The sequence below is a fragment of the Marinifilum sp. N1E240 genome, from assembly GCF_009295825.1.
Classification (GTDB): domain Bacteria; phylum Bacteroidota; class Bacteroidia; order Bacteroidales; family Marinifilaceae; genus Marinifilum_A; species Marinifilum_A sediminis.
The window spans coordinates 48,055-67,502 of the sequence record NZ_WHKF01000007.1 but is presented as its reverse complement, the minus strand read 5'-3'; the positions used below and the strand labels follow the sequence as shown (position 1 = coordinate 67,502).

The following is a 19,448-nucleotide window of genomic DNA, read 5'->3' as shown; positions in this document are numbered from 1 at the left end:
AAATAAGAGTGATACAAACGTTTTCGGTGGAAGTATCTGATAATTTTATCATTATATATTTCTGAATACTTTCATATCCAATATATTTTTCCCACATTTGCTCTTCATACGCGTTAAGGAACGTTTATGTTAGTGTTTGTTGTTTAAGTATTTTGTGAAAATCCCGTGCCTCTTAGGCCGGGATATTCTTTTTTATAGACTTTTGTCTTACCGAATACTTTTCCCAAATGGAGTAAGTGCAAATCCCGCTAATTTAACATGCTGAACAGCAAAAGGAATTCCAATTATTGTTAATGCAAAGAACAGAGCAAACACAAGATGGGTTAAAGCAATCCAAATACCACCAATAAAAATCCAAATAATATTTAAGATAATACTAAGACACCCACCGGCATGCTCATTGTATTCCACCTTTTGACCAAAAGGAGCTAATCCCAAGATGGATAATTGCATGATTTTTAGACCAAATGGTATACCAACGATCGTTAAACACATTAAAAACCCTGTGATTATATATTCCAAGAAAATAAATAATCCACCAAAAATTATCCAAATAATATTTCCAATGATCTTCATATCAACTATTTATAAATTATAATTTAAACGATACACCAAACTGTAACACAAAATCAGGCGAAGTATTTACAATCAAATCTTCAGTAAAGGAAGCTGAAAATTTAATAGTATTTGTTACAAGGTAATCAGTTCCCAAAACCATTTGTATCGACTTATTTCCAAGTTGTTTTGTTGCTGATTGTTTGTAAAACTCGGAATGAAAATCGAACTGTAATTTAGGGATAAATTTATTCTTCAACTTAACACCACAACCAATATTTCCAAAAAATAAATTCTTACTTAGTTTATCTGATAACAATGCACCAGAACCAATTTTCAAAAATCCTGTTGAATAAAAAAAACTCAAATTTCTTGATTTTATAATGGATGTATTTTCCCCAGAAATTTGAATACCATAATCATTCGTTCCGCTTCCAATCAAGTTAGTCTTATCGCCAGTAGCAAATTTGAAAAATACTTTAATTGTTAAATTATTATACTTACCTTTAAATAGTTGAGTAGCTAAATTCAAAGAAATATCCCCAATATCAAACTCACTTTTTTCCATTAACAATACCGCTTTATTGTTTTCCATGTACATGTAGGCTAAATGCTGATTTGGCATCACCTCTCTGGATTTACCAGGCAAACCAAAAGCACTATGCCAACCTTTAATAAAAGGGTCCATAATACCTCCAGCATGCTTTACAAGTGGTATATTTATACCAAGTTCTAATTTATTGGATAGTCCATATCGAACAGAAAAATCATTACGGTACAACTCACCATCGAGATAAATGGCTTCTTCTAAAATCCTGGATCGAGTAGCACTATTTGAGATATTTAAATAGTTATTAAAAATGAATTCACCCTTTCCTAAAACCTTCCCTCCAGTATTAACCGGCATACCAAAGAAATGAATTAATGGGCTTTGATTATGAGTTGGGAATGGCTCTATTCGAAATTGCCCAACTAAAGTATTGGAGCAAATAAGGATAAGAGTAAATAAAATAAATAGAAATCTCATTTAATACTAATGGTGTTTTATTGATAAAGCTATCAAATCTACAAATTATTCTACTAGTTTCCATACCATTGCCGAAGAGCCCAAAATACCAGAATTTCCATTAACCGATGTTAACTTTAAATTAGTCATCCCTTCGAATACAGAAAGTAGGTTCTCCTCCATATGGTACTTGGTTGGTTTTAAAATTAAGTCTCCTGCTTTAGATAATCCTCCAGTAAGAAAAATGGATTGCGGGTTGTTTAAGGCAATTACATTTGCCAAAGCCATACCTAATATTTTTCCGGTAAATTCGAATGCTTCTATTGCGATTTTATCACCTTTATAAGCTGCATTTGCCAATCGTTTAGCACTCATTTTATTATAGGGAATACTTCTTAATTCACTACTATATGAGTATTTCGCTAACAATTTACTAACTGTTCTTTTAATCCCCGTTGCAGACACATAAGTTTCCAAACAGCCGTAACGACCACATCCGCATTGTCTACCCTCAGGGCGAGCTATAATATGTCCTATTTCGCCGGCAAAACCAGAGTGTCCATACACCAATTCGTTATTGATAACAATTCCACTTCCTAAACCAGTTCCTAAGGTTAAAACCATGAAATTACTTAATCCCTTAGCACCACCATAAATCATTTCAGCAATAGCGGAAGCGTTGGCATCATTAGTAATATAAACCGGAAGTTGAAACAGTTCTTTTAACATATCCCCCAAAGGAAGTTTCCCTTTCCAAGGAAGATTAGATGCGTCTTGAATAAAACCATTATAAAAATTGGCATTTGGGGCTCCCACTCCTACTCCTACAATTTCAAATTCGTTTTTACATGTTGATAATAAGCTCTTAATTTTAGTAAAAAGTTCATCGATAAACAGATTGAAATCAGAAAAATTTTTGGTGTAAAATTCTCCTTCCTCTACAATATTGCCATTTCGATCAACTAAGCCAAATACTGTGTATGTTCCTCCTATATCAATTCCAACCGCGAGTTTCTCCATAATCCAATTTTTTAAAATTAGATAAGAAACCTACAATCTTTCCTTCAATAGAGCTCTCAATGGACTAAATATTCTTTGTAATAATCGCAGATCCTCAGTAATAATTTCGGCATCACCTTCAATTTTTTGTGCAAATTCAAGCTCTATACCGTAATTAGTCACTAATCCTTTAGGAAAATCAACATCTAAAGTATATTTCTGATCCTCAGGGATTTTTGATATCGATTGTATAGTTCCTTCCAACATTCCATACTCAAGATAAGGATAATTATCTAATTTTATATTCACTCGTTGTCCAACTTTTACTTTACCTGCACCACTTATGCCCAATTCAACTTTCGCAATAATTTCGGTTGAATCGTTTGGCAAAACGGTGAAAACTCTTTCTCCCTGTTCAACATTTTGATTGGAACTGTAAAATTTATTGAAACTAACCTTTCCATCTATTGGAGATTTTATTATGTATCTCTGTTCCCAAATATCAATCTGTGCAGTTAAATTATCAAAGGTTTGGATCATCAAGTTTTGCAGTTCCTTTCTCTCATTCTCTTTCTGCAATTCCATATCGATAATTTGCTGTTTAACTTCAGAAATACTTATCTGAGTTGATGCCAAAGATGTACGTGATCCGTGAAATGTATAGGATTGATCCAAGTATTTTTTCTTCGCATTCTGAAAATCAGATTGGGAAATTACTCCTCTTTGATAAAGCGAGGAATCCCTTACATATTGCTTCTTAGAAATAGCCAATTCACTTTCCAAGATCTTTTTTTGCTGATATTGGCGATCGTAAAACATATTGTATTTACTTACCTGATCATTAAGAGATACAATCTTTCTGTCATAATACTCAAGTTCGAAAAAGCGATGATAATCTACATAAGCTTTTAAAAAACCATTATAATACGACTGAATTTCACCTAATCTAAAATTACTTTCCAATAAATTTGATTCAATACTCTCCTTTCCAGTTAAATGTCCCTGGAAAACATCCAATCTTTCTTTTAACAAAAATACGTCATCAATAATCGCAGGATTATCAATAATTGCCAGAAGGTTTCCTTTTTTGACTTCTTGATTATCTTCAACGTATAAAATTTGAATCTTTCCTGAAGATCGAGCGACTAATTCAGCTGGTGGATTCAATGTACTTAATACCAATCTAGATCCGATAATATCAGGATATTTAAAAAAGTAACTACCAACTATTATTGTGAATATTACAACAAAAAACAGTGTGGTTCCACTTCGAATGATCCAGTTCGGAACTCTACCTAAAATCTCTTTTACTTCGTCCGAACGTAACTCTATATTGTTATCTTTCTCCATTTTTAGACACAAATTTAATTCCCTAATTCCAACTGATTTTTAACCAACTGATAATACTTACCTTCTAAACGTGTTAATTCTTCATGTGTACCTTGCTCAACAATTTCCCCTTTTTCCAAAACGATAATCTTATCAGCATTACGCACTGTACTTAATCGGTGTGCAACCACCACAACAGTTCTACCCTTATTGAACTCATCCAAATTCTCCATAATTGCCAATTCATTATTGGCATCTAATGCATTTGTAGCTTCATCGAAGAAAAGAAATTCAGGATTCTTATAAACCGCACGAGCAATTAGTATTCTTTGTTTCTGACCTTGGCTTAAACCGTGACCATTCGCACCAATATTGGTATTATATCGCAATGGTAAGGTTTCTATAAATTGATCGATACAGGCAACTTGCACTGCATAAAGCAATCTCTTTTTATCGATATGCTCAACTCCTACAGCAATGTTTTTTGCAATAGTATCCGAGAAAATAAACCCGTCCTGCATTACAACACCACAGTTTTGTCTCCACATAGAAGAACTGTAATTTGCCAAAGTAACTCCACCTAATGAAATTCTACCCTTTGTAGTAGGATAAAAACCTAACATCAGTTTAATTAAAGTAGTTTTACCACTACCCGATGCTCCTACAATAGCTGTAGTTTTACCATGCTCTACATCCAAATTAACTTCGTTCAAAACCATTTCGGAATGAGGACCTTCATATTGGAAGCAAACTTTGTCAATATTTATGGTTTTCTCTCCTGGAATTTCGCTAATTTTTTCATCTGAATGTTCTTCCTCATTTTTCATTTCGTGTATTTCGCCCAATCGTTCCAAAGAAATTTTAGCATCTTGCCACGAATGAATTACCTGAACCAAATTATCTAAGGGTGAGTTTAACTGACCAATAATATACTGAACAGCCATCATCATACCGAGTGTCATTTGACCGTCCACAACTGCTTTTGCTGCCAAAAAAGTGATAATGATATTCTTGGTTTCGTTAAAAAATATTGAACCTGATATTTGATACTGATTTAAAGCTAAGCCTTTGGTTCGAACCTGAAACAATTCTGCCTGAATTTGTTCCCATTCCCAACGTTTTTGCTTTTCACAATTGTTCAGCTTAATTTCTTGCATTCCGGTAATTAACTGTACCAAAGAATTTTGATTGCTTGACAATTGAGCGAAACGTTTGCCATCCAACTCACGACGTTTACGTAAGAACAAGTTCACCCAAATTAAATACAATGCAGAACCTAAAAGAAAAATAAAGAAAATCTGCATGTTATAAACTGCCAATACAGCTCCGAAAATCACCAAATTTACCATCGAGAACAATACATTTAATGTTGACGATGTCAAGAAATTTTCGATTCTTGTATGATCTTGAATCCTTTGTAATAAATCTCCAATCATTTTGATATCAAAAAAGCCAATTGGCAATTTCATCAGCTTAATCAGAAAATCAGATATCAATGATATATTAATTCTGGTTGAAATGTGTAGTAAGATCCACGATCTAATGAACTCAACAGACATTCGTGAAACAAACAACACCAATTGCGCTATCAGAACCAAATAAATAAAATTGAGGTTCTGTGTATTGATACCAACATCAACAACCGATTGGGTAAGAAACGGGAAAATCAACTGAAGCATACTTCCAAAAAGCATTCCCAATATCAGCTGAATTAAAAATTTACGATAAGGTTTAAGATATTTCAAAAGAAATCCAATACTCTTTTTATTAGAAACATCTTCATCACTTTGACTGTAAAAATCAGGAGTAGTTTCAACTAATAAACACAAGCCCTTCAATTCTCCCTGGCTTTGCGTGCTTGCCCATTGCTTTTTAAACTCCTCCTTAGTAAATTTCAATAATCCAGAACCCGGATCGGCAACATGAACTGTTGTTTTACCCCTTTTGGTCTCGATTTTATGAACCACTACAAAATGATTCTGTCCCCAATGACAAATCGCCGGAAGAGGTGCATCTTTCTCTAATTGCTCGAACGAAATTCGAACGCCCATAGTTTTTAAACCAATGCTTTCGGCAGCATCGGCAATACCAAGCATAGAAACTCCCTCGCGGGTAATGTGAGATTTATCTCTTAAAGATTGCAAGCTGAATGTTTTGCCATAATGCTTGGCAATCATTCTCAAACAAGTAGGACCACAATCCATGGCATCCAACTGGCGGAAGTGAGGGAATTTCTTTTTCAAAATAGATTATTAGTTAGCAATTGGTATATGGTAGCATAAAAATAGGGAAAATAGTTGAATTTGCACTAAACAAAAAAATAGGTTAAAATTGATTTATCATAGATTAACGATCCTTTACCTGAATTAATCATATATTGATCCTATTTACCTTTTAATAAACTTCATAAATGCTTAGTAAAATTTAAAATAAATTAAGCTTGCTAAGGGCTTTATGTTTGAATAGTTAAAATTATTATTTTAAACAATATCAAGTTTGATTGATGAATTCAAACAAACTTTCCCATTACCACACTAAAAATCGAACTGAAGACCAAAAGTAAATATTCTTGCCTGAGGATAATTATTGTAATCAATTCCATTTGGTGCTTCAGGATTTAATCCCTTATAATCAGTAATTGTAAAAAGATTTTTCCCCCCTGCATAAAAACGTGCTTTAATATCTTTGCCTAAAAACTGCTTAAATGAATAACCAATTGTAAAGTTCTCCATACGTACAAAAGATGCTTTCTGTACATAGTAATCCGAAAAATATGGTCGATATTTAAAGTTAGTATACAGAGCATCTTTTGTCCTGTTATCAGGCAACAGACCAAAAGTCCCCAAATAAGCATCTATATTATTATACATATAATTTCCTATTGCGGAACGTAATTTAAGATTAACATCCCAATTTTTATATTGGATATTGGATGTAAATCCAATTAATATTTTAGGTTCTGCACTTTTATAGAATCGTCTATCACTGTGATCTACACTCCCATCATTATTAACATCTTTGTACATCCCCTCTATTGGTTTACCATTACTATCATATACTTGCTTAAGGACATAATATGAGTTATATGTTTCCCCTGTTGCTGTATACTGAATTGTACTACCATAACCTGTAATCGGGTTGTTTACAGTTAGGAAATATTCAAAATTATTAAATTCGTTCCTATTGTAATTTGCATTAAAATGTAAAGTCCAATTTAAATCTTTAATAACAATTGGAACCGCAGAAACTGTGAATTCAATTCCCTTATTATCAAATTGTCCATCATAAATAGTCTTTGTACTATGACTAGAACCTGAATATACATCAACCTCAAAAGGTAAGTTTTTACTTTTTTCAATATATCCTTCAATTACCGCATTCAAACGACCATTAAAAAAACTCATATCAACACCGATATTACTTGTATAAATTCTATTCAGATAAGCTTTTACTGAGGACTTATTTCCTTTTCCAATAAGTCCATGTCCCAATCTAATTCCAATGTTGTTTACATATGAAGTTTTCCTTGGTCTACTCAATAATTGATATGACACTCCTGCCGATGCAGAATAAACTTTTTCATTCCAATCTTCATCAGTATCCATTCTATAATTTCCAATAACAGAAAGTTTATCCGTTAATTCAATAGATAATCTCCCATACAAGGATTCCATTTTACTACGTAAATGAGTAAATTCAGTCTCGAGACTAAAGTAAGAATCACTAAGATTATTAAGATAATTTTGATCCAATATCTGATAACCAAAATTCTCAATATTGTAATCATTCTTATTAATAGAATTACTGGCGGTAATTTTTCTTTTTTTTAATCTATCCGTTTGCTTTATATATCCTATACTAACATTTAAGGCTGATATAAGAGTGTTAAACTTTTTTTGATAATTTAATCCTCCTTTAAACAAGTTAGAATTCAGATCAAATGTGTTAGCATTAGCCTCAATAAAAATTTCATTATTCATATAGTATCGGCTAGCCTGAGCATTATATGATTTATCATTAGATTTATTCTTGCCTAAGTAAATTTCTGCATTTACACCTGGTAAAAAAGGTACTTCATACTCTGCTTTAAAGTTGATAGTCCAATTTCGCTGATCAATTTCATTTTCTGAATTATTCAAGATATTAAGAGGATTACCTTGTCCAATATAAGTGTTGACCTTAAGAGGATACTCTTCTGATTCCTGAATAGATAAAGGTAATGTTGGATTAAATCGCATAGCAGCGTAATAAGCATCCAAATTACCAAATGAATGATCAACTCTAGACGTACCAAATCCAAAGCTCAATTTCAATCGATCCTTAAAAAGTAACCTGTTTAAATTTAATCGACTAGTCCACCTAGCATAATCAGATTCTTTTAGTACACCTTTCTGCTTATCATGTCCACCAGAAACACGGTAAAATGTTTTACCTATCCTACCTGAAATAGCCAAGTTTTGATGATTTCCGAAAGTAGACTGTAAAACCTCTTCCTGCCAATCAGTATCAGAATTTCCCAACATTGTCAAATATTCAGAATAAGAAGAAGGCAAATATGTATTCATTGCTGATTTATAATGGTTTGCATTTAAAACATCAACTGTATTGCTTCTACTCGATATTGATACTGAGTTATCAAAACTTATTGAAATAGGTTTTTTACCAGTACTTTTTTTACTTTTAATAATTAATACACCATTACCCGCCTGATATCCATATAAAGCGATATCCGCTGCATTCTTTAAAAATTCTATAGATTCTATATCAGCAGGATTTATCGTATTTAGAAAATTACCAAATTCCTCAGGCTGTACTAATATTTGGATACCATCAAAAAAAACCAACGGATGATCGCCCTTACTATACAATGAAGATACACCACGTGATTGAAATTTATATGACGATCCTGGATCACCATTAAGTTTTGTTATACTCAAACCTGATATTTTACCTAAAAATAATTCCTGTACCGATAGTATCAAATCAGTATTTTCGTTTTTAACAACGGTAGTTAAATAATTTTTGGTTGTATCTCTTTTGTTCTTCTCTGCAATTTCATACTCTATGATGGTTGCTTCTACATTTATTACTTGAGAACAGAGATAAATCAATGTTAAAATAATTGATTTATTCATAATCAATAAGATATTTAAGTAAGTGGTATTATTACTAAACTATATAAATATCCATAATTCATCTAAAATAATTCATTATTTAAACTAACCCTAGATAAAAAACCCCATTCGATAATATCGAATGGGGTTTACATATATTCTTAATATCTTATATCAATCCACCGGTTTTTTTAAGTGCATTGCTATTAATTATCTTAATTTTTCTACCGTTTAATTCAATCAGTTTATCTGATTTAAACTCCGATAGCAATCGAATAACCGATTCGGTAGCCGTACCTACCATATTGGCGAGTTCTTCACGCGTAAGCGATATTTTAAGGGTTCCTTCATCATTTAGACCAAAGGTATCCTCTAAATGCACTAAAACTTCTGCCAATCGTTCACGAACCGTTTTTTGTGCAATATCAGTAATGTAATTGTTGGCTTCACCCAATTCGTTACAGGTCATTTTCATCAACTCCAGCGCAAAGTTGGAATTCTCCTGAATCAACTTGGTTAATACTGTACCTGGAATAAAACTTACCATTGCATCTTCAATCACCTTTGAAGAAGTACAAAATCGCTCCTGACTTAACACCGATCTAAAACCAATTAAATCACCAGGTTTGGCAAATCGCAATATCTGCTCCTTACCTTCCAGTCCGGTTTTAAACACTTTTAGTATGCCCGAATACAAAAAATAGCATCCTTTGGCAAAGTCACCTTCTTTATAAAGAACACTTCCTCGTTTTTGGAAATGTACATCTTCGTCCCAGAACAGAAGATTCTTATCATCTACCGAAAGATCAGGAAACCGTTCGGTGAATTTATCTGCTAATTGATTGCAATTAGGAAGAATTAAATTTTGCTTCATTTTCAACTTAATCTGAAATCACTAATTAGAAATACTATGCTATACTAAATACATCAAATAATGTGCTTAAAATCCACAAAATAAAGGTGGACGTTTTGCTGTGTTTGTTTGTTGCTAATTCTAAGCTCACCTAGTTTAGAATTAGCTCTAAATATACTAATTTAAGTTTTACTTCTCCAATAGCTTTTGCTAAGTTGGTTTCAAATTAAACTTTTATTTTTATAGATAAACAGAAATAGGATTAAAAAATAAGTTAGGAATATATTATCAGGTCGTATAACTTGCTACTTGTAACTTTACATTTAAAACACTTTAATAAATATGAAACACACTGTAGAGATGTCGTGGTTAGATAATCTAGCCTACGAGGCAGATATGGATGGACACAAAATAATAACTGATGCCGGTACTGATATTGGTGGTGACGATAAAGGTTTCCGTCCAAAAAAACTAATGTTAACTGCTCTGGCGGGTTGCACAGGAATTGATATGGCAATGATTCTCAAAAAAATGAGAGTGGAAGTTCGTGATATTAAGGTCGCAGTTCATGGAGAATTAACTGAAAGTCAACCAACTTATTACAAGAATATGCACGTTGTTTACGAATTTTTTGGCAAAGATCTTCCTAAAAAGAAAATAGAACGTGCCGTAAAATTATCCGAAGAAGAATATTGTGGTGTTAGTGCGCTTTATAAGCAAGTTATTCCGGTTACCTCCGAAATTATTTATCACGAAGAGTAAAAGTAAAATCCAAATCTCGAATTCCAAAAATGTTACATATTGGGATTTGGGATTTGATTATTGGTATTTTCTTAACTAAAAAATGCCATCCGTAAGGACAGCATCTTTTATAATGGTTGTATAAATAATCCTTATTAAAACCCTCCAGCAGTAAATTGCTCAAGGAAACGGATATCATTCTCGAAGAACAAACGCAAATCTTTAATACCATATTTTAACATGGTAATACGTTCAATTCCCATTCCCAATGCAAATCCCGAATATTTTTTGCTATCGATACCGTTTAATTCCAATACATTTGGATCAACCATTCCACAACCCAAAATCTCAAGCCAACCGGTTCCTTTACAAACGTTACATCCTTTACCTCCACAAAGCGAACAGGTAACATCAACTTCTGCCGATGGCTCAGTAAATGGGAAATAAGATGGACGCAAACGAATCTCTGTTTTCTCTCCAAAGAATTCTTTAGCGAAATAAGTTAAGGTCTGCTTCAAGTCTGCAAATGAAACTTTCTCATCAACATAAAGTGCTTCAATTTGGTGGAAGATACAGTGAGCTCGAGCCGAAATAGCTTCGTTACGAAATACTCTACCTGGAGTTAAACAACGAATTGGCAACTCCATTTCCTGTAAATCGTGTACCTGCACCGATGAAGTATGTGTACGTAAAATTACATCTGGCTCTTTCTCAATAAAGAAAGTATCCTGCATATCACGAGCTGGATGTTCTTCAGGGAAATTTAATGCTGAGAAATTGTGCCAGTCATCTTCAATCTCTGGTCCTTCGGAAATTGTAAATCCTAGGCGTGCAAAAATCTCGGTAATCTCGTTTCTCACCAACGATAATGGATGACGAGAACCTAACTTTACAGGATCACCAGACAAAGTCAAATCCAAACCTGATTTTACGAATTCTGCACCGGTAAAACTTTCTTTTAAAGCATTTACCTTATCCATAGCAGCAGTTTTAAGCTCGTTTAAAGCTTTCCCAACTGCCTTTTTCTCTTCATTCGGCACAGTTTTAAAATCAGCAAACAGCGAAGCAATGCTACCTTTTTTACTAAGGTGCTTAATTCTGAACTGTTCAACCTCTTCAAGTGTTGTAGCCGAAAATCCGTTCAGCTCTTCAAGTAGATTATTTATTTTGTCAAGCATGATATAACTTCTTTATTTATTGCAATGGTCGGCAAAGTTACAAAAACTTTTTCCTCAACAATCAAAAGCGAATGGCTAAATAGCAAAAGCTCTTAATACTTTAAAATTTTAACTTTCATTTTCACATCGGTATAGGGTCTGTCGTTCGCGTCGGTTTTAAGATTGGCAATTTTATCTAACACATCTAAACCGCTAATAATTTCACCAAATACCGTGTAATTGTTATCTAAATGCGGCACACCTCCAACAGTCGTAAATGCCTTTCTTTGTTCAGGAGTAAACTCCAAGCGTTCTCTTGAACTGTTGTAATCAAACTCAATATCTTCTTTTATTTTTTTTGCAATAGTACGAAACTCGTCCACTGCTTTTGCCTTTTTTAAAGAATCCAAAACAGCTCTTTTACTTTTGGTTAAATGTCTTTTAACTATTTTTTTTCGTATTGGACCATTAATCTTCTTCTCCATTGCATTTAATTCCTCTTCTGTAAAAACCCGACCGTGTGCAATGTAAAATTGTGATACATCTGATTCTTTAAAAAGATTTACTTTATCGGGCTGGCGTGGAGAAGCAATCGCTCCCTTTTTATGAAAGTATTTAGTATTAAATTCTGATTGTATAGATCTATTTGCATCTCCATATCCAATTGTTTTACCGGCAGGTGCATTTCTCGAATCCTGTGAACCACCTTGAGCCACAAAACCTTTAATTACACGATAAAACAAAGTCCCATCGAAATGTTTATTCTCAATTAATTGTAGAAAATTCTGTCTGTGCTTAGGTGTTTCCTTGTAAAGCATCAATTTCATATTTCCCAAATTGGTTTCTATTAAGATGATAGAATTTGTCGTCTGAGAATAACTCTTATTACAAGTAAAGCCTATTAGAAGTAGAACCAATAGTATATTTTTAATCCTCATGAAATTTCAATTTTAAAAATCTGAACTAAGATAAACGATGCTAATTTTATAACAAAAAAAGCCCTGCTAAAATGCAGAGCTTCCTTCTATATTTAATTCTTTACTATTGCAGAATGTTAATTTTCATTGATACATCCTCAAGTGGACGATCGAATTCATCTTTCTTCACTTTAGCAATACTATCTATTAATTCAATTCCTTCAATCACCTCTCCAAAAACAGTATAACCACCATCTAAATGAGGAATTCCTCCAACTGTAGTATAGGCTTTTATTTGCTCATTATTCAAGGTTTTCTTACTGATATTAAATACAGAATCAACCTCAATTTGGATTTTATCAATCAATGCAGTCATTTTTTCCATTTGTCCTGCCGATTGATATTCCATGATCTTTACAGCATTCTCCTTTTGGATTTTATTGTAAATATCTGTTTTTAGCTTGCCATTAATTTTTAGAATTAAGGTATCTAAAGCACCTTCTGTATAAACTCTTCCCTGCGCCAAATAGAACTGAGAACCAGCTGACTTTTTTTCAGGATTAACATCATCACCTTCTCGTGCTGCTGCAATTACCCCACGCTTATGCATAAGCTTAGCATTAAATTCCGCCGGAATTTGGTAACCCGGTCCACCTTCTCCTAGCCTTTGCCCAGCCTTTGCCCCTTTAGAATCAGGATCTCCTCCCTGAATCATAAAACCATCTATGACTCTATGAAATAAGGTTCCATCGAAATAATCAGCATGTGCCAACTTTATGAAATTATCACGATGTCCAGGAGTTTCATCATAAAGCTTCAATTTCATGGTACCATATTCAGTTTCAATTTCAACAATACGGTTGTTTATTCCCAATTCCAATTTTTGCTTACAAGAAACAAAAGCAAGTAGAACTAAAAGGTAGAGTAATTTTTTCATGAGTATGTATTTACAGTTTTAATTTTCAAAATATCCATTTTCCTTAAAATATTCTACAATAGAAGATTTAAGCAATAAATCCTCTTTTTCTTTGGAAAAAGGAGGAACCAGTTTGTTCTTCTTAAAAATAGTCCATTTGTTTTCATCGTAGCCTACAACCTCGTAATAATTCCATTTTATTAGAAGAGTACAAGTAGCTAAATTTATGTGATCCATTTTGTCTTGCTTAGAATAAGTCTCCTTAAAGCCCAAACCTCTTTCCTGAATGCCAATTAATAAAAGTGTACCATTCAAATCAGCATCTACATTAAAATCTTCAGAAATTTTATATAATAATTTGTTCCAATCACTTTCTAAATTATTCTCCATAGTATCAATTTTTTATGACTGCTAAAATTACATCTTTCCGCCAATTTAGTGCCATCTAGAAAATATTTTTTTCATTTTTTTTAAAATTATACTTGCAGGTAAAAATATTCCATCTTATATTTGCATCGCTTTTAAGGGCAAGGGCGATTAGCTCAGTTGGTTCAGAGCACTTGGTTTACACCCAAGGGGTCATAGGTTCGAATCCTATATCGCCCACAAAAAGCAAAAAAATTCCCAATAAAAGGGCGATTAGCTCAGTTGGTTCAGAGCACTTGGTTTACACCCAAGGGGTCATAGGTTCGAATCCTATATCGCCCACAAAAAATCCGATCTTCAAATGAAGATCGGATTTTTTATTTAAACTACATTTACCTTCCCCGTATTAATATATACACTTACATCTAATATTAAACTATTCATCAAAAAAAATTATTCATTTTGCCTAAACATTTTTAAAGAAATATAGTATATTGCTTTAGTTTATGTTAATACATGTATTATTTCATTCAAAATTCACATATATCACTAAAAAAACACCTAAATTTATTACGCTCATTTACAGCTTTTTACAGTTTAAATTGATGTTTTTTCAAAAAAAAACACTTTTTGAGGGTTACCTTTTTATTATAAAGGGAATAAAGGGATAGAAAATATGGATTACACTACGGAGGCGATACTTGAAGGAATAAGTATGAGTAATAATGATGTATTAAATTACATCTACAAAAAATTCTTTCCGAGTATTCGCAATTTTATAGAAAACAATAATGGGAACGAGGAGGATGCACGCGATCTTTTTCAAGAAGCTATTATTGTAATCTATCGTAAAATGAAAAAAGAACCCTTGGTTCTTAATTGTAATTTTAAAACATACATCTATTCCATTTGCAGACTTTTATGGTTGAAGCAACTTGAGAAAAAGAAAAATAGCAATGAGGTTAATTCCGATGGTATTTTGGATAATAGATTAGACGAAGCCTCTCCTACTTATGACCAAACGGAGAAGTACAGACTATATCAAAAACATTTCCAAAACCTTGGAGCAGATTGTAAAAAGGTACTTCAACTCGCATTGGATAAGATTTCACTAAAAGAAATAGCCGAAGTTATGGGTTATAAGAGTGAAAAGTATGCTAAAAAGAGAAAATATCAGTGTAAACAAATGCTGATTGAGAGTATTAAAAGTGATAATGAATTTAAAGAAGTATATGATGGATGAAATGAATTTTGACCGTATTGAGGATTTCCTGGACGGTGAATTGTCTAACGACCAACTGAAGGAATTCGAGAAAGATCTTCTCAACGATTCAGATCTTCAAATGGAACTGGATCTGCACAAGGAGGTAGATGAAGCCATAATGGAACAAGATGTAATGGACTTAAGAAGTAAACTTGAGGCTATTGAAACTCCTCCGAATGAAGATAAAAAGAGAAAATTCAAATACTTAACCAAATGGAATATTGTAGCAGCATCTCTTGCTCTATTCATTGGTATTGGTAGTTTGATGTTTCTAGCAAATAACAAGAGCACCTATTCTAACGAAAAGGTTTATAGCAATTATTACAAACCGTATAAAATTGTTATAAATAATCGTTCGACAGATATGGGTATCGATAACATGCTGGTGACTGCTTTAAAAAGTTACGAATCGAAAGATTATCGGACTGCTTTGGATCTATTTAAGCAAATCTTAGATAAAGACAGTACGAATATAACGAGTAATTTTTATTCAGGTATTTCTAATTTGGAAATTAACGAATATCATAAAGCAAATAAGAACTTTACCAGAGTAATTCGACATAAGAATAACCTGTTTATAGAGCAATCTGAATGGTATTTAGGGTTTTGTTACTTAATGACTAATGATAGAGATAAAGCCATTAAGCAATTTAATACTATTGCCAAAGGAAATAGCTTCTACAAAAGTAAAGCACAGGAAATTCTTAGTAGACTGGAATAAATCATTCATTCATTACCACATATATAAAGCCGTTCAATCAGATTGAACGGCTTTCTTGTTCTATTAAAAAAAGATATATCATTTTACGCTAGATAATCTTTAGCAATATTAATAAGAGCTTACAAAGACATAAAATAATAAAGCCGTTAAATTTCTCGTTTAACGGCTTTATTAATATTTTTTAATGCTCTACACTAAGCTGTCATCTTTTTTGCTCTAAAACGTCTAAATGCTATTAATAGAAATATTAATCCTAAAGAACCAAAAGCCATATAGGCAATATTAGATTTTAAATTAAAATCATATAATGGTTCTACATCTCCCATCGTTACATATCCAGACCAGAAATATGGATGAGATTTTAAAGGATCAGCTGTTTTCAAATATTCCAGTTTAGCTTGACGCAAAGCTTCATCTTTTTTTAATCCCTGAGAAAGGAAATTATAAAAATTGGTCATTAAATTCGATCCAGTTTGATCTTCTACAGTCCATAATGTCATAATGATACTTGGACAACCAGCATAAAAGAATCCTCGGGCCAAACTCATTACCCCTTCACCCTTCATTAATTTACCATCTCCTGTGTTACATGCACTTAAAACAACCATTCTGGCGTTAAAATTCATATTATAAATTTCATGCGTATTTAAAAGTCCATCCTGAGTAGTATCTTCAACTTGTGTAAAAACAAGTTTAGAGTACATTGGATTTTCATCATCAATAATTGTATGCATCGCAAGGTGTAACACATCGTAATCACTAGCATGATCTTTAAAATTCCTTTCAGTAGCGAAATCATCAACATAAAGATCTCCAGGAATAACCTTAGAAATATTATTTACCTCTTCCTTAACACCAGGTAAAGGATACAATTTATCTCTATATGCTCTTTCCGCATAAAGAATAGAATCATTTACATCTTCGTAAGATGGTGCAAAAGCAAGAACTGATTTATTTGATGAGAAACTAAATCCTGCAGATTCTATAGAGAAACCAAGTGTTGCCGAATTGTGATAAGTTATGGTGTTACTTTTAATTAAATAATCCAATCCTCTATAATTCATTCTGGTAGAATCAGCCTCATTTTTTAACAACACTCCAAAAGGAATGTAAGCCATTTTTCCATCTGGAACAATCATTAAATTTTTATTATCCAGATTATTAGGTTGATTTTGAAACAATTCTTTATACAAGTGAAAAGCTGATTTAGTATATCGTTTGTAATAATCAGCACTTTTTTCTGCAAAATCATTAGTTTTCAGGCAGTTTCTAACTTCTTCCAAATGCGACTCAAAACTATCTTTATCTAGATTTTGTCTAGTTACTTCAAAAGAACTAGAGGTAATTGTAAAGGTAAATAAAGCTGAATCTGAAATTGAATATTCAATTAAGACATCATTATCTTCCAGTCTTGACTGTAGTTCTTCTATATCAATGGTATGGTTATCGTATTTAAGAGCATAGTATTCAGGGTAATCTTCCTCAAAACGAAGTACCATTTGATTGTATTTTTCGTTTAAATCAAACAAAACTCCTTGCCAATCGGATATTTTCTTTCGATCGGGACTTGCCTTTTTACGTTCTTCATAAATCTTTTCACGATAAGAAGCAATGTCCTTTCTCAATTGAATTTCTTCATCTTGAAGTTCTTGAGGAATACCACCAAAATTCTTCGCATTTACATCATTTAGCGAAGACATTAAACTTGCTGCCTTAGATCTTTCTGCATACTTAAAAGCTTTCTCTTTATAACTCACATCTCCAGTTAGCTGAAATAACTCAACCGCAATTTCAATAGCAACCGTATAGGTGTCCTTCTCATTTTTAGAAAGATAAAACTTACTCTCTTCATCCTGATAACCGATTCTTATTTTATCAATAATGTTCAAACATAAATCATAAGTTTGAAGACCAAAATCTAAATCACTTATCTTGTTGCTAGTGGAATATAAAGATTTTAAAGCTCGCGCTTTACCTTTAAGTATTTGAAGTATTGATAATTGAGGCTCTATTTCATTCAGATTAGGATTAATATAAATACTACTATCCTGAAAATTATCCAATTCAGAAACAATCGCTTTTTGATAATACTCTAAAGCTATATCATACTTTTTATTCGTATCATGATACCAATCCCCAAAATTAAATAAACAATGTGCAGTGTCCGGATGTTTTAATCCATAATTACTTGAGTATACTTTATAAGCTAAAGTAAGATAAGGTAAAACTTTATTGTAATTTTTACTTTCATTTTGAAATACAGCATAATTCAAGTACACATCTCCCAATTGATATGAGTTATCACCCCCAATTCTTTTAATTTCGTATATACTTTTCGAATAAAACAACTCAGCTTCATTAAAATTGCCACTTCTCTTATAGCAATTAGCAATACCATTTAGTGAGGAAAACTTATCTCCAGTTTTAGCAAGCTCTTTTAGTCGTAAAGATTCTTTATACGATTGTAAGGCCAAATTATATTGCCTCTTTTTATAATAAACGGTACCTAGATTATTATGAATTTTAGGTAGAAATCTAGATTTTGCATTTCCAATCAAATTTAAGGCTTTCTCGTAATAAGTTTGCGCTTTAAATAAATCCTCCGCTTCAGCGAATATATTTCCCATATTCACATATAGAGGTACTAATTTTTGTGAATTTACTCCAAAATTGTCAATAGTAAATTGTTCTGATAGATTATAATATTTAAGAGCTTCCTGGCTCTTCCCAATTCTTCCTAATAACACTCCGAAATTAACGTAGGTTCTGTATACCAAAATTTTATTATTTACTATTCCATTTTCTATGGTATTTGTAGCATTACGAAATGATTGCTCCGCATATTGAAAATCTCCTTTTCTCAAGAATTGAAAGGCTCTATCAAATTGTTGAACCAACAAGGAATCCGGATTCGTTTTTACTTCAGATACTGAAAACAGAATTGAATTGTGTGCTAAATTCAAGTTTTCACCAGACAGGAAAACAAGTAAAAGAGAAAAAAGCAGAATTTTTTTTAAAATATTTTTCACGCTTAGGTAGTTTTTCTTAATCTTCTTAGAAACAATGCTTTATATACGCACCTTTTCCTTAAAGGATTTAAATATATAGAGTTTTTTTCAATTTTTTTTAAAAAAAGTTGCTTACCGAGGGTTACCTTTTTCCGAAAACGGGAATAAAGGGGTGTAATTGTTTCCAATAAAAGTAAAAAAGACCAAATAGCAATGAAAAATTTCGAAGTATTAAACACAGAAGATTTAAAAAACATTAAAGGTGGTATGTCTGATAAATCTATTCTTGATGATTGCCTTGTTTAAGTGACCGTAACCCATAGTAATCCAATATTTTTCAATAAGTAATTCCTAGTAGTAATTGACCTAAAAAAATAGCAATGAAAAATTTCGAAGTAGTAAACACAGAAGATTTGAAAAACATTAAAGGTGGTATGTCTGATAAATCTATTCTTGACGATTGCCTTGTTTAAGTGACCGTGACCCATAGTAATCCAATATT

The 19,448-nt window shown here is 32.4% G+C and carries 17 protein-coding genes and 2 tRNA genes; 7 read left to right on the top strand and 12 right to left on the bottom strand.

Annotated features, from left to right (window positions below; all coding sequences use genetic code 11):
* Nucleotides 1-207 precede the first annotated feature (207 nt).
* From GCQ56_RS15990 to GCQ56_RS15960, 7 genes are all read right to left on the bottom strand, one after another.
* On the bottom strand, nucleotides 208-576 hold the full coding sequence (locus tag GCQ56_RS15990; protein WP_152735539.1) for a YccF domain-containing protein: 369 nt from the start codon (nucleotides 574-576) through the stop codon (nucleotides 208-210).
* 16 nt (nucleotides 577-592) lie between these two features.
* Entirely contained in the window at nucleotides 593-1,582 is a 990-nt protein-coding gene (locus tag GCQ56_RS15985; protein ID WP_152735538.1) for a DUF3187 family protein, read from the bottom strand.
* 45 nt (nucleotides 1,583-1,627) lie between these two features.
* Nucleotides 1,628-2,581: an ROK family protein gene (locus GCQ56_RS15980; protein ID WP_152735537.1), complete on the bottom strand. Its 954-nt coding sequence runs from the start codon at nucleotides 2,579-2,581 to the stop codon at nucleotides 1,628-1,630.
* Between the two features lie 30 nt (nucleotides 2,582-2,611).
* Nucleotides 2,612-3,910, bottom strand: a complete 1,299-nt coding sequence (locus GCQ56_RS15975) for an HlyD family secretion protein (RefSeq protein ID WP_152735536.1) — start codon at nucleotides 3,908-3,910, stop codon at nucleotides 2,612-2,614.
* Between the two features lie 14 nt (nucleotides 3,911-3,924).
* Nucleotides 3,925-6,132 (bottom strand): peptidase domain-containing ABC transporter, encoded by a 2,208-nt coding sequence (locus GCQ56_RS15970; protein WP_152735535.1) that lies wholly within the window; start codon nucleotides 6,130-6,132, stop codon nucleotides 3,925-3,927.
* Between the two features lie 291 nt (nucleotides 6,133-6,423).
* Nucleotides 6,424-9,024, bottom strand: coding sequence for a TonB-dependent receptor plug domain-containing protein (locus GCQ56_RS15965; protein ID WP_152735534.1), 2,601 nt, complete (start codon nucleotides 9,022-9,024; stop codon nucleotides 6,424-6,426).
* A 148-nt stretch (nucleotides 9,025-9,172) separates the two neighbouring features.
* A complete protein-coding gene (locus GCQ56_RS15960) occupies nucleotides 9,173-9,877 on the bottom strand; it encodes a Crp/Fnr family transcriptional regulator (protein ID WP_152735533.1) in 705 nt (234 codons plus the stop codon).
* A gap of 321 nt (nucleotides 9,878-10,198) precedes the next feature.
* On the opposite strand from GCQ56_RS15960, the gene GCQ56_RS15955 reads away from it, so the two are divergent.
* Nucleotides 10,199-10,618, top strand: a complete 420-nt coding sequence (locus GCQ56_RS15955) for an OsmC family protein (protein WP_152735532.1) — start codon at nucleotides 10,199-10,201, stop codon at nucleotides 10,616-10,618.
* Between the two features lie 134 nt (nucleotides 10,619-10,752).
* Here GCQ56_RS15955 and pheS read toward each other — a convergent pair whose 3' ends face one another.
* The 4 genes from pheS to GCQ56_RS15935 form a co-directional block, all read right to left on the bottom strand.
* The gene (gene pheS, locus GCQ56_RS15950) at nucleotides 10,753-11,775 is read right to left on the bottom strand and encodes a phenylalanine--tRNA ligase subunit alpha (RefSeq protein ID WP_152735531.1); all 1,023 of its coding nucleotides are present in this window, start codon (nucleotides 11,773-11,775) and stop codon (nucleotides 10,753-10,755) included.
* A 92-nt stretch (nucleotides 11,776-11,867) separates the two neighbouring features.
* Nucleotides 11,868-12,692: a peptidylprolyl isomerase gene (locus tag GCQ56_RS15945; RefSeq protein WP_152735530.1), complete on the bottom strand. Its 825-nt coding sequence runs from the start codon at nucleotides 12,690-12,692 to the stop codon at nucleotides 11,868-11,870.
* 103 nt (nucleotides 12,693-12,795) lie between these two features.
* A complete protein-coding gene (locus GCQ56_RS20700; protein WP_152735529.1) occupies nucleotides 12,796-13,608 on the bottom strand; it encodes a peptidylprolyl isomerase in 813 nt (270 codons plus the stop codon).
* Nucleotides 13,609-13,626: 18 nt separating this feature from the next.
* Nucleotides 13,627-13,977: a hypothetical protein gene (locus tag GCQ56_RS15935; RefSeq protein WP_152735528.1), complete on the bottom strand. Its 351-nt coding sequence runs from the start codon at nucleotides 13,975-13,977 to the stop codon at nucleotides 13,627-13,629.
* Nucleotides 13,978-14,118: 141 nt separating this feature from the next.
* On the opposite strand from GCQ56_RS15935, the gene GCQ56_RS15930 reads away from it, so the two are divergent.
* The 4 genes from GCQ56_RS15930 (at nucleotide 14,119) to GCQ56_RS15915 (ending at nucleotide 15,938) form a co-directional block, all read left to right on the top strand.
* Nucleotides 14,119-14,193: transfer RNA gene (locus GCQ56_RS15930), tRNA-Val, on the top strand.
* Between the two features lie 27 nt (nucleotides 14,194-14,220).
* Nucleotides 14,221-14,295, top strand: a tRNA-Val gene (locus GCQ56_RS15925).
* Nucleotides 14,296-14,629: 334 nt separating this feature from the next.
* Entirely contained in the window at nucleotides 14,630-15,196 is a 567-nt protein-coding gene (locus GCQ56_RS15920; RefSeq protein WP_152735527.1) for an RNA polymerase sigma factor, read from the top strand.
* Nucleotides 15,168-15,938 (top strand): tetratricopeptide repeat protein, encoded by a 771-nt coding sequence (locus tag GCQ56_RS15915; protein WP_152735526.1) that lies wholly within the window; start codon nucleotides 15,168-15,170, stop codon nucleotides 15,936-15,938. Before GCQ56_RS15920 ends, GCQ56_RS15915 begins: the two co-directional genes overlap by 29 nt.
* 194 nt (nucleotides 15,939-16,132) lie before the next feature.
* Here the strand turns inward: GCQ56_RS15915 and GCQ56_RS15910 are convergent, their stop codons facing one another.
* A complete protein-coding gene (locus tag GCQ56_RS15910; RefSeq protein WP_152735525.1) occupies nucleotides 16,133-18,967 on the bottom strand; it encodes a CHAT domain-containing tetratricopeptide repeat protein in 2,835 nt (944 codons plus the stop codon).
* A 192-nt stretch (nucleotides 18,968-19,159) separates the two neighbouring features.
* Between GCQ56_RS15910 and GCQ56_RS15905 the strand changes: the two genes are divergently transcribed.
* The gene (locus GCQ56_RS15905) at nucleotides 19,160-19,252 is read left to right on the top strand and encodes a bacteriocin class II family protein (protein WP_152735524.1); all 93 of its coding nucleotides are present in this window, start codon (nucleotides 19,160-19,162) and stop codon (nucleotides 19,250-19,252) included.
* Between the two features lie 74 nt (nucleotides 19,253-19,326).
* Nucleotides 19,327-19,419 (top strand): bacteriocin, encoded by a 93-nt coding sequence (locus GCQ56_RS15900; RefSeq protein WP_152735523.1) that lies wholly within the window; start codon nucleotides 19,327-19,329, stop codon nucleotides 19,417-19,419.
* Nucleotides 19,420-19,448 lie beyond the last annotated feature (29 nt).

What these genes read in the sequence shown, in the direction of transcription:
- GCQ56_RS15915 (WP_152735526.1), top strand. Translation starts at nt 15,168, where the DNA reads ATGAATTTAAAGAAGTATATGATGGATGAAATGAATTTTGACCGTATT.
- GCQ56_RS15965 (WP_152735534.1), bottom strand. Translation starts at nt 9,024, where the DNA reads ATGAATAAATCAATTATTTTAACATTGATTTATCTCTGTTCTCAAGTA.
- pheS (WP_152735531.1), bottom strand. Translation starts at nt 11,775, where the DNA reads ATGCTTGACAAAATAAATAATCTACTTGAAGAGCTGAACGGATTTTCG.
- GCQ56_RS15935 (WP_152735528.1), bottom strand. Translation starts at nt 13,977, where the DNA reads ATGGAGAATAATTTAGAAAGTGATTGGAACAAATTATTATATAAAATT.
- GCQ56_RS20700 (WP_152735529.1), bottom strand. Translation starts at nt 13,608, where the DNA reads ATGAAAAAATTACTCTACCTTTTAGTTCTACTTGCTTTTGTTTCTTGT.
- GCQ56_RS15960 (WP_152735533.1), bottom strand. Translation starts at nt 9,877, where the DNA reads ATGAAGCAAAATTTAATTCTTCCTAATTGCAATCAATTAGCAGATAAA.
- GCQ56_RS15920 (WP_152735527.1), top strand. Translation starts at nt 14,630, where the DNA reads ATGGATTACACTACGGAGGCGATACTTGAAGGAATAAGTATGAGTAAT.
- GCQ56_RS15955 (WP_152735532.1), top strand. Translation starts at nt 10,199, where the DNA reads ATGAAACACACTGTAGAGATGTCGTGGTTAGATAATCTAGCCTACGAG.
- GCQ56_RS15900 (WP_152735523.1), top strand. Translation starts at nt 19,327, where the DNA reads ATGAAAAATTTCGAAGTAGTAAACACAGAAGATTTGAAAAACATTAAA.
- GCQ56_RS15905 (WP_152735524.1), top strand. Translation starts at nt 19,160, where the DNA reads ATGAAAAATTTCGAAGTATTAAACACAGAAGATTTAAAAAACATTAAA.
- GCQ56_RS15980 (WP_152735537.1), bottom strand. Translation starts at nt 2,581, where the DNA reads ATGGAGAAACTCGCGGTTGGAATTGATATAGGAGGAACATACACAGTA.
- GCQ56_RS15990 (WP_152735539.1), bottom strand. Translation starts at nt 576, where the DNA reads ATGAAGATCATTGGAAATATTATTTGGATAATTTTTGGTGGATTATTT.
- GCQ56_RS15945 (WP_152735530.1), bottom strand. Translation starts at nt 12,692, where the DNA reads ATGAGGATTAAAAATATACTATTGGTTCTACTTCTAATAGGCTTTACT.
- GCQ56_RS15975 (WP_152735536.1), bottom strand. Translation starts at nt 3,910, where the DNA reads ATGGAGAAAGATAACAATATAGAGTTACGTTCGGACGAAGTAAAAGAG.
- GCQ56_RS15985 (WP_152735538.1), bottom strand. Translation starts at nt 1,582, where the DNA reads ATGAGATTTCTATTTATTTTATTTACTCTTATCCTTATTTGCTCCAAT.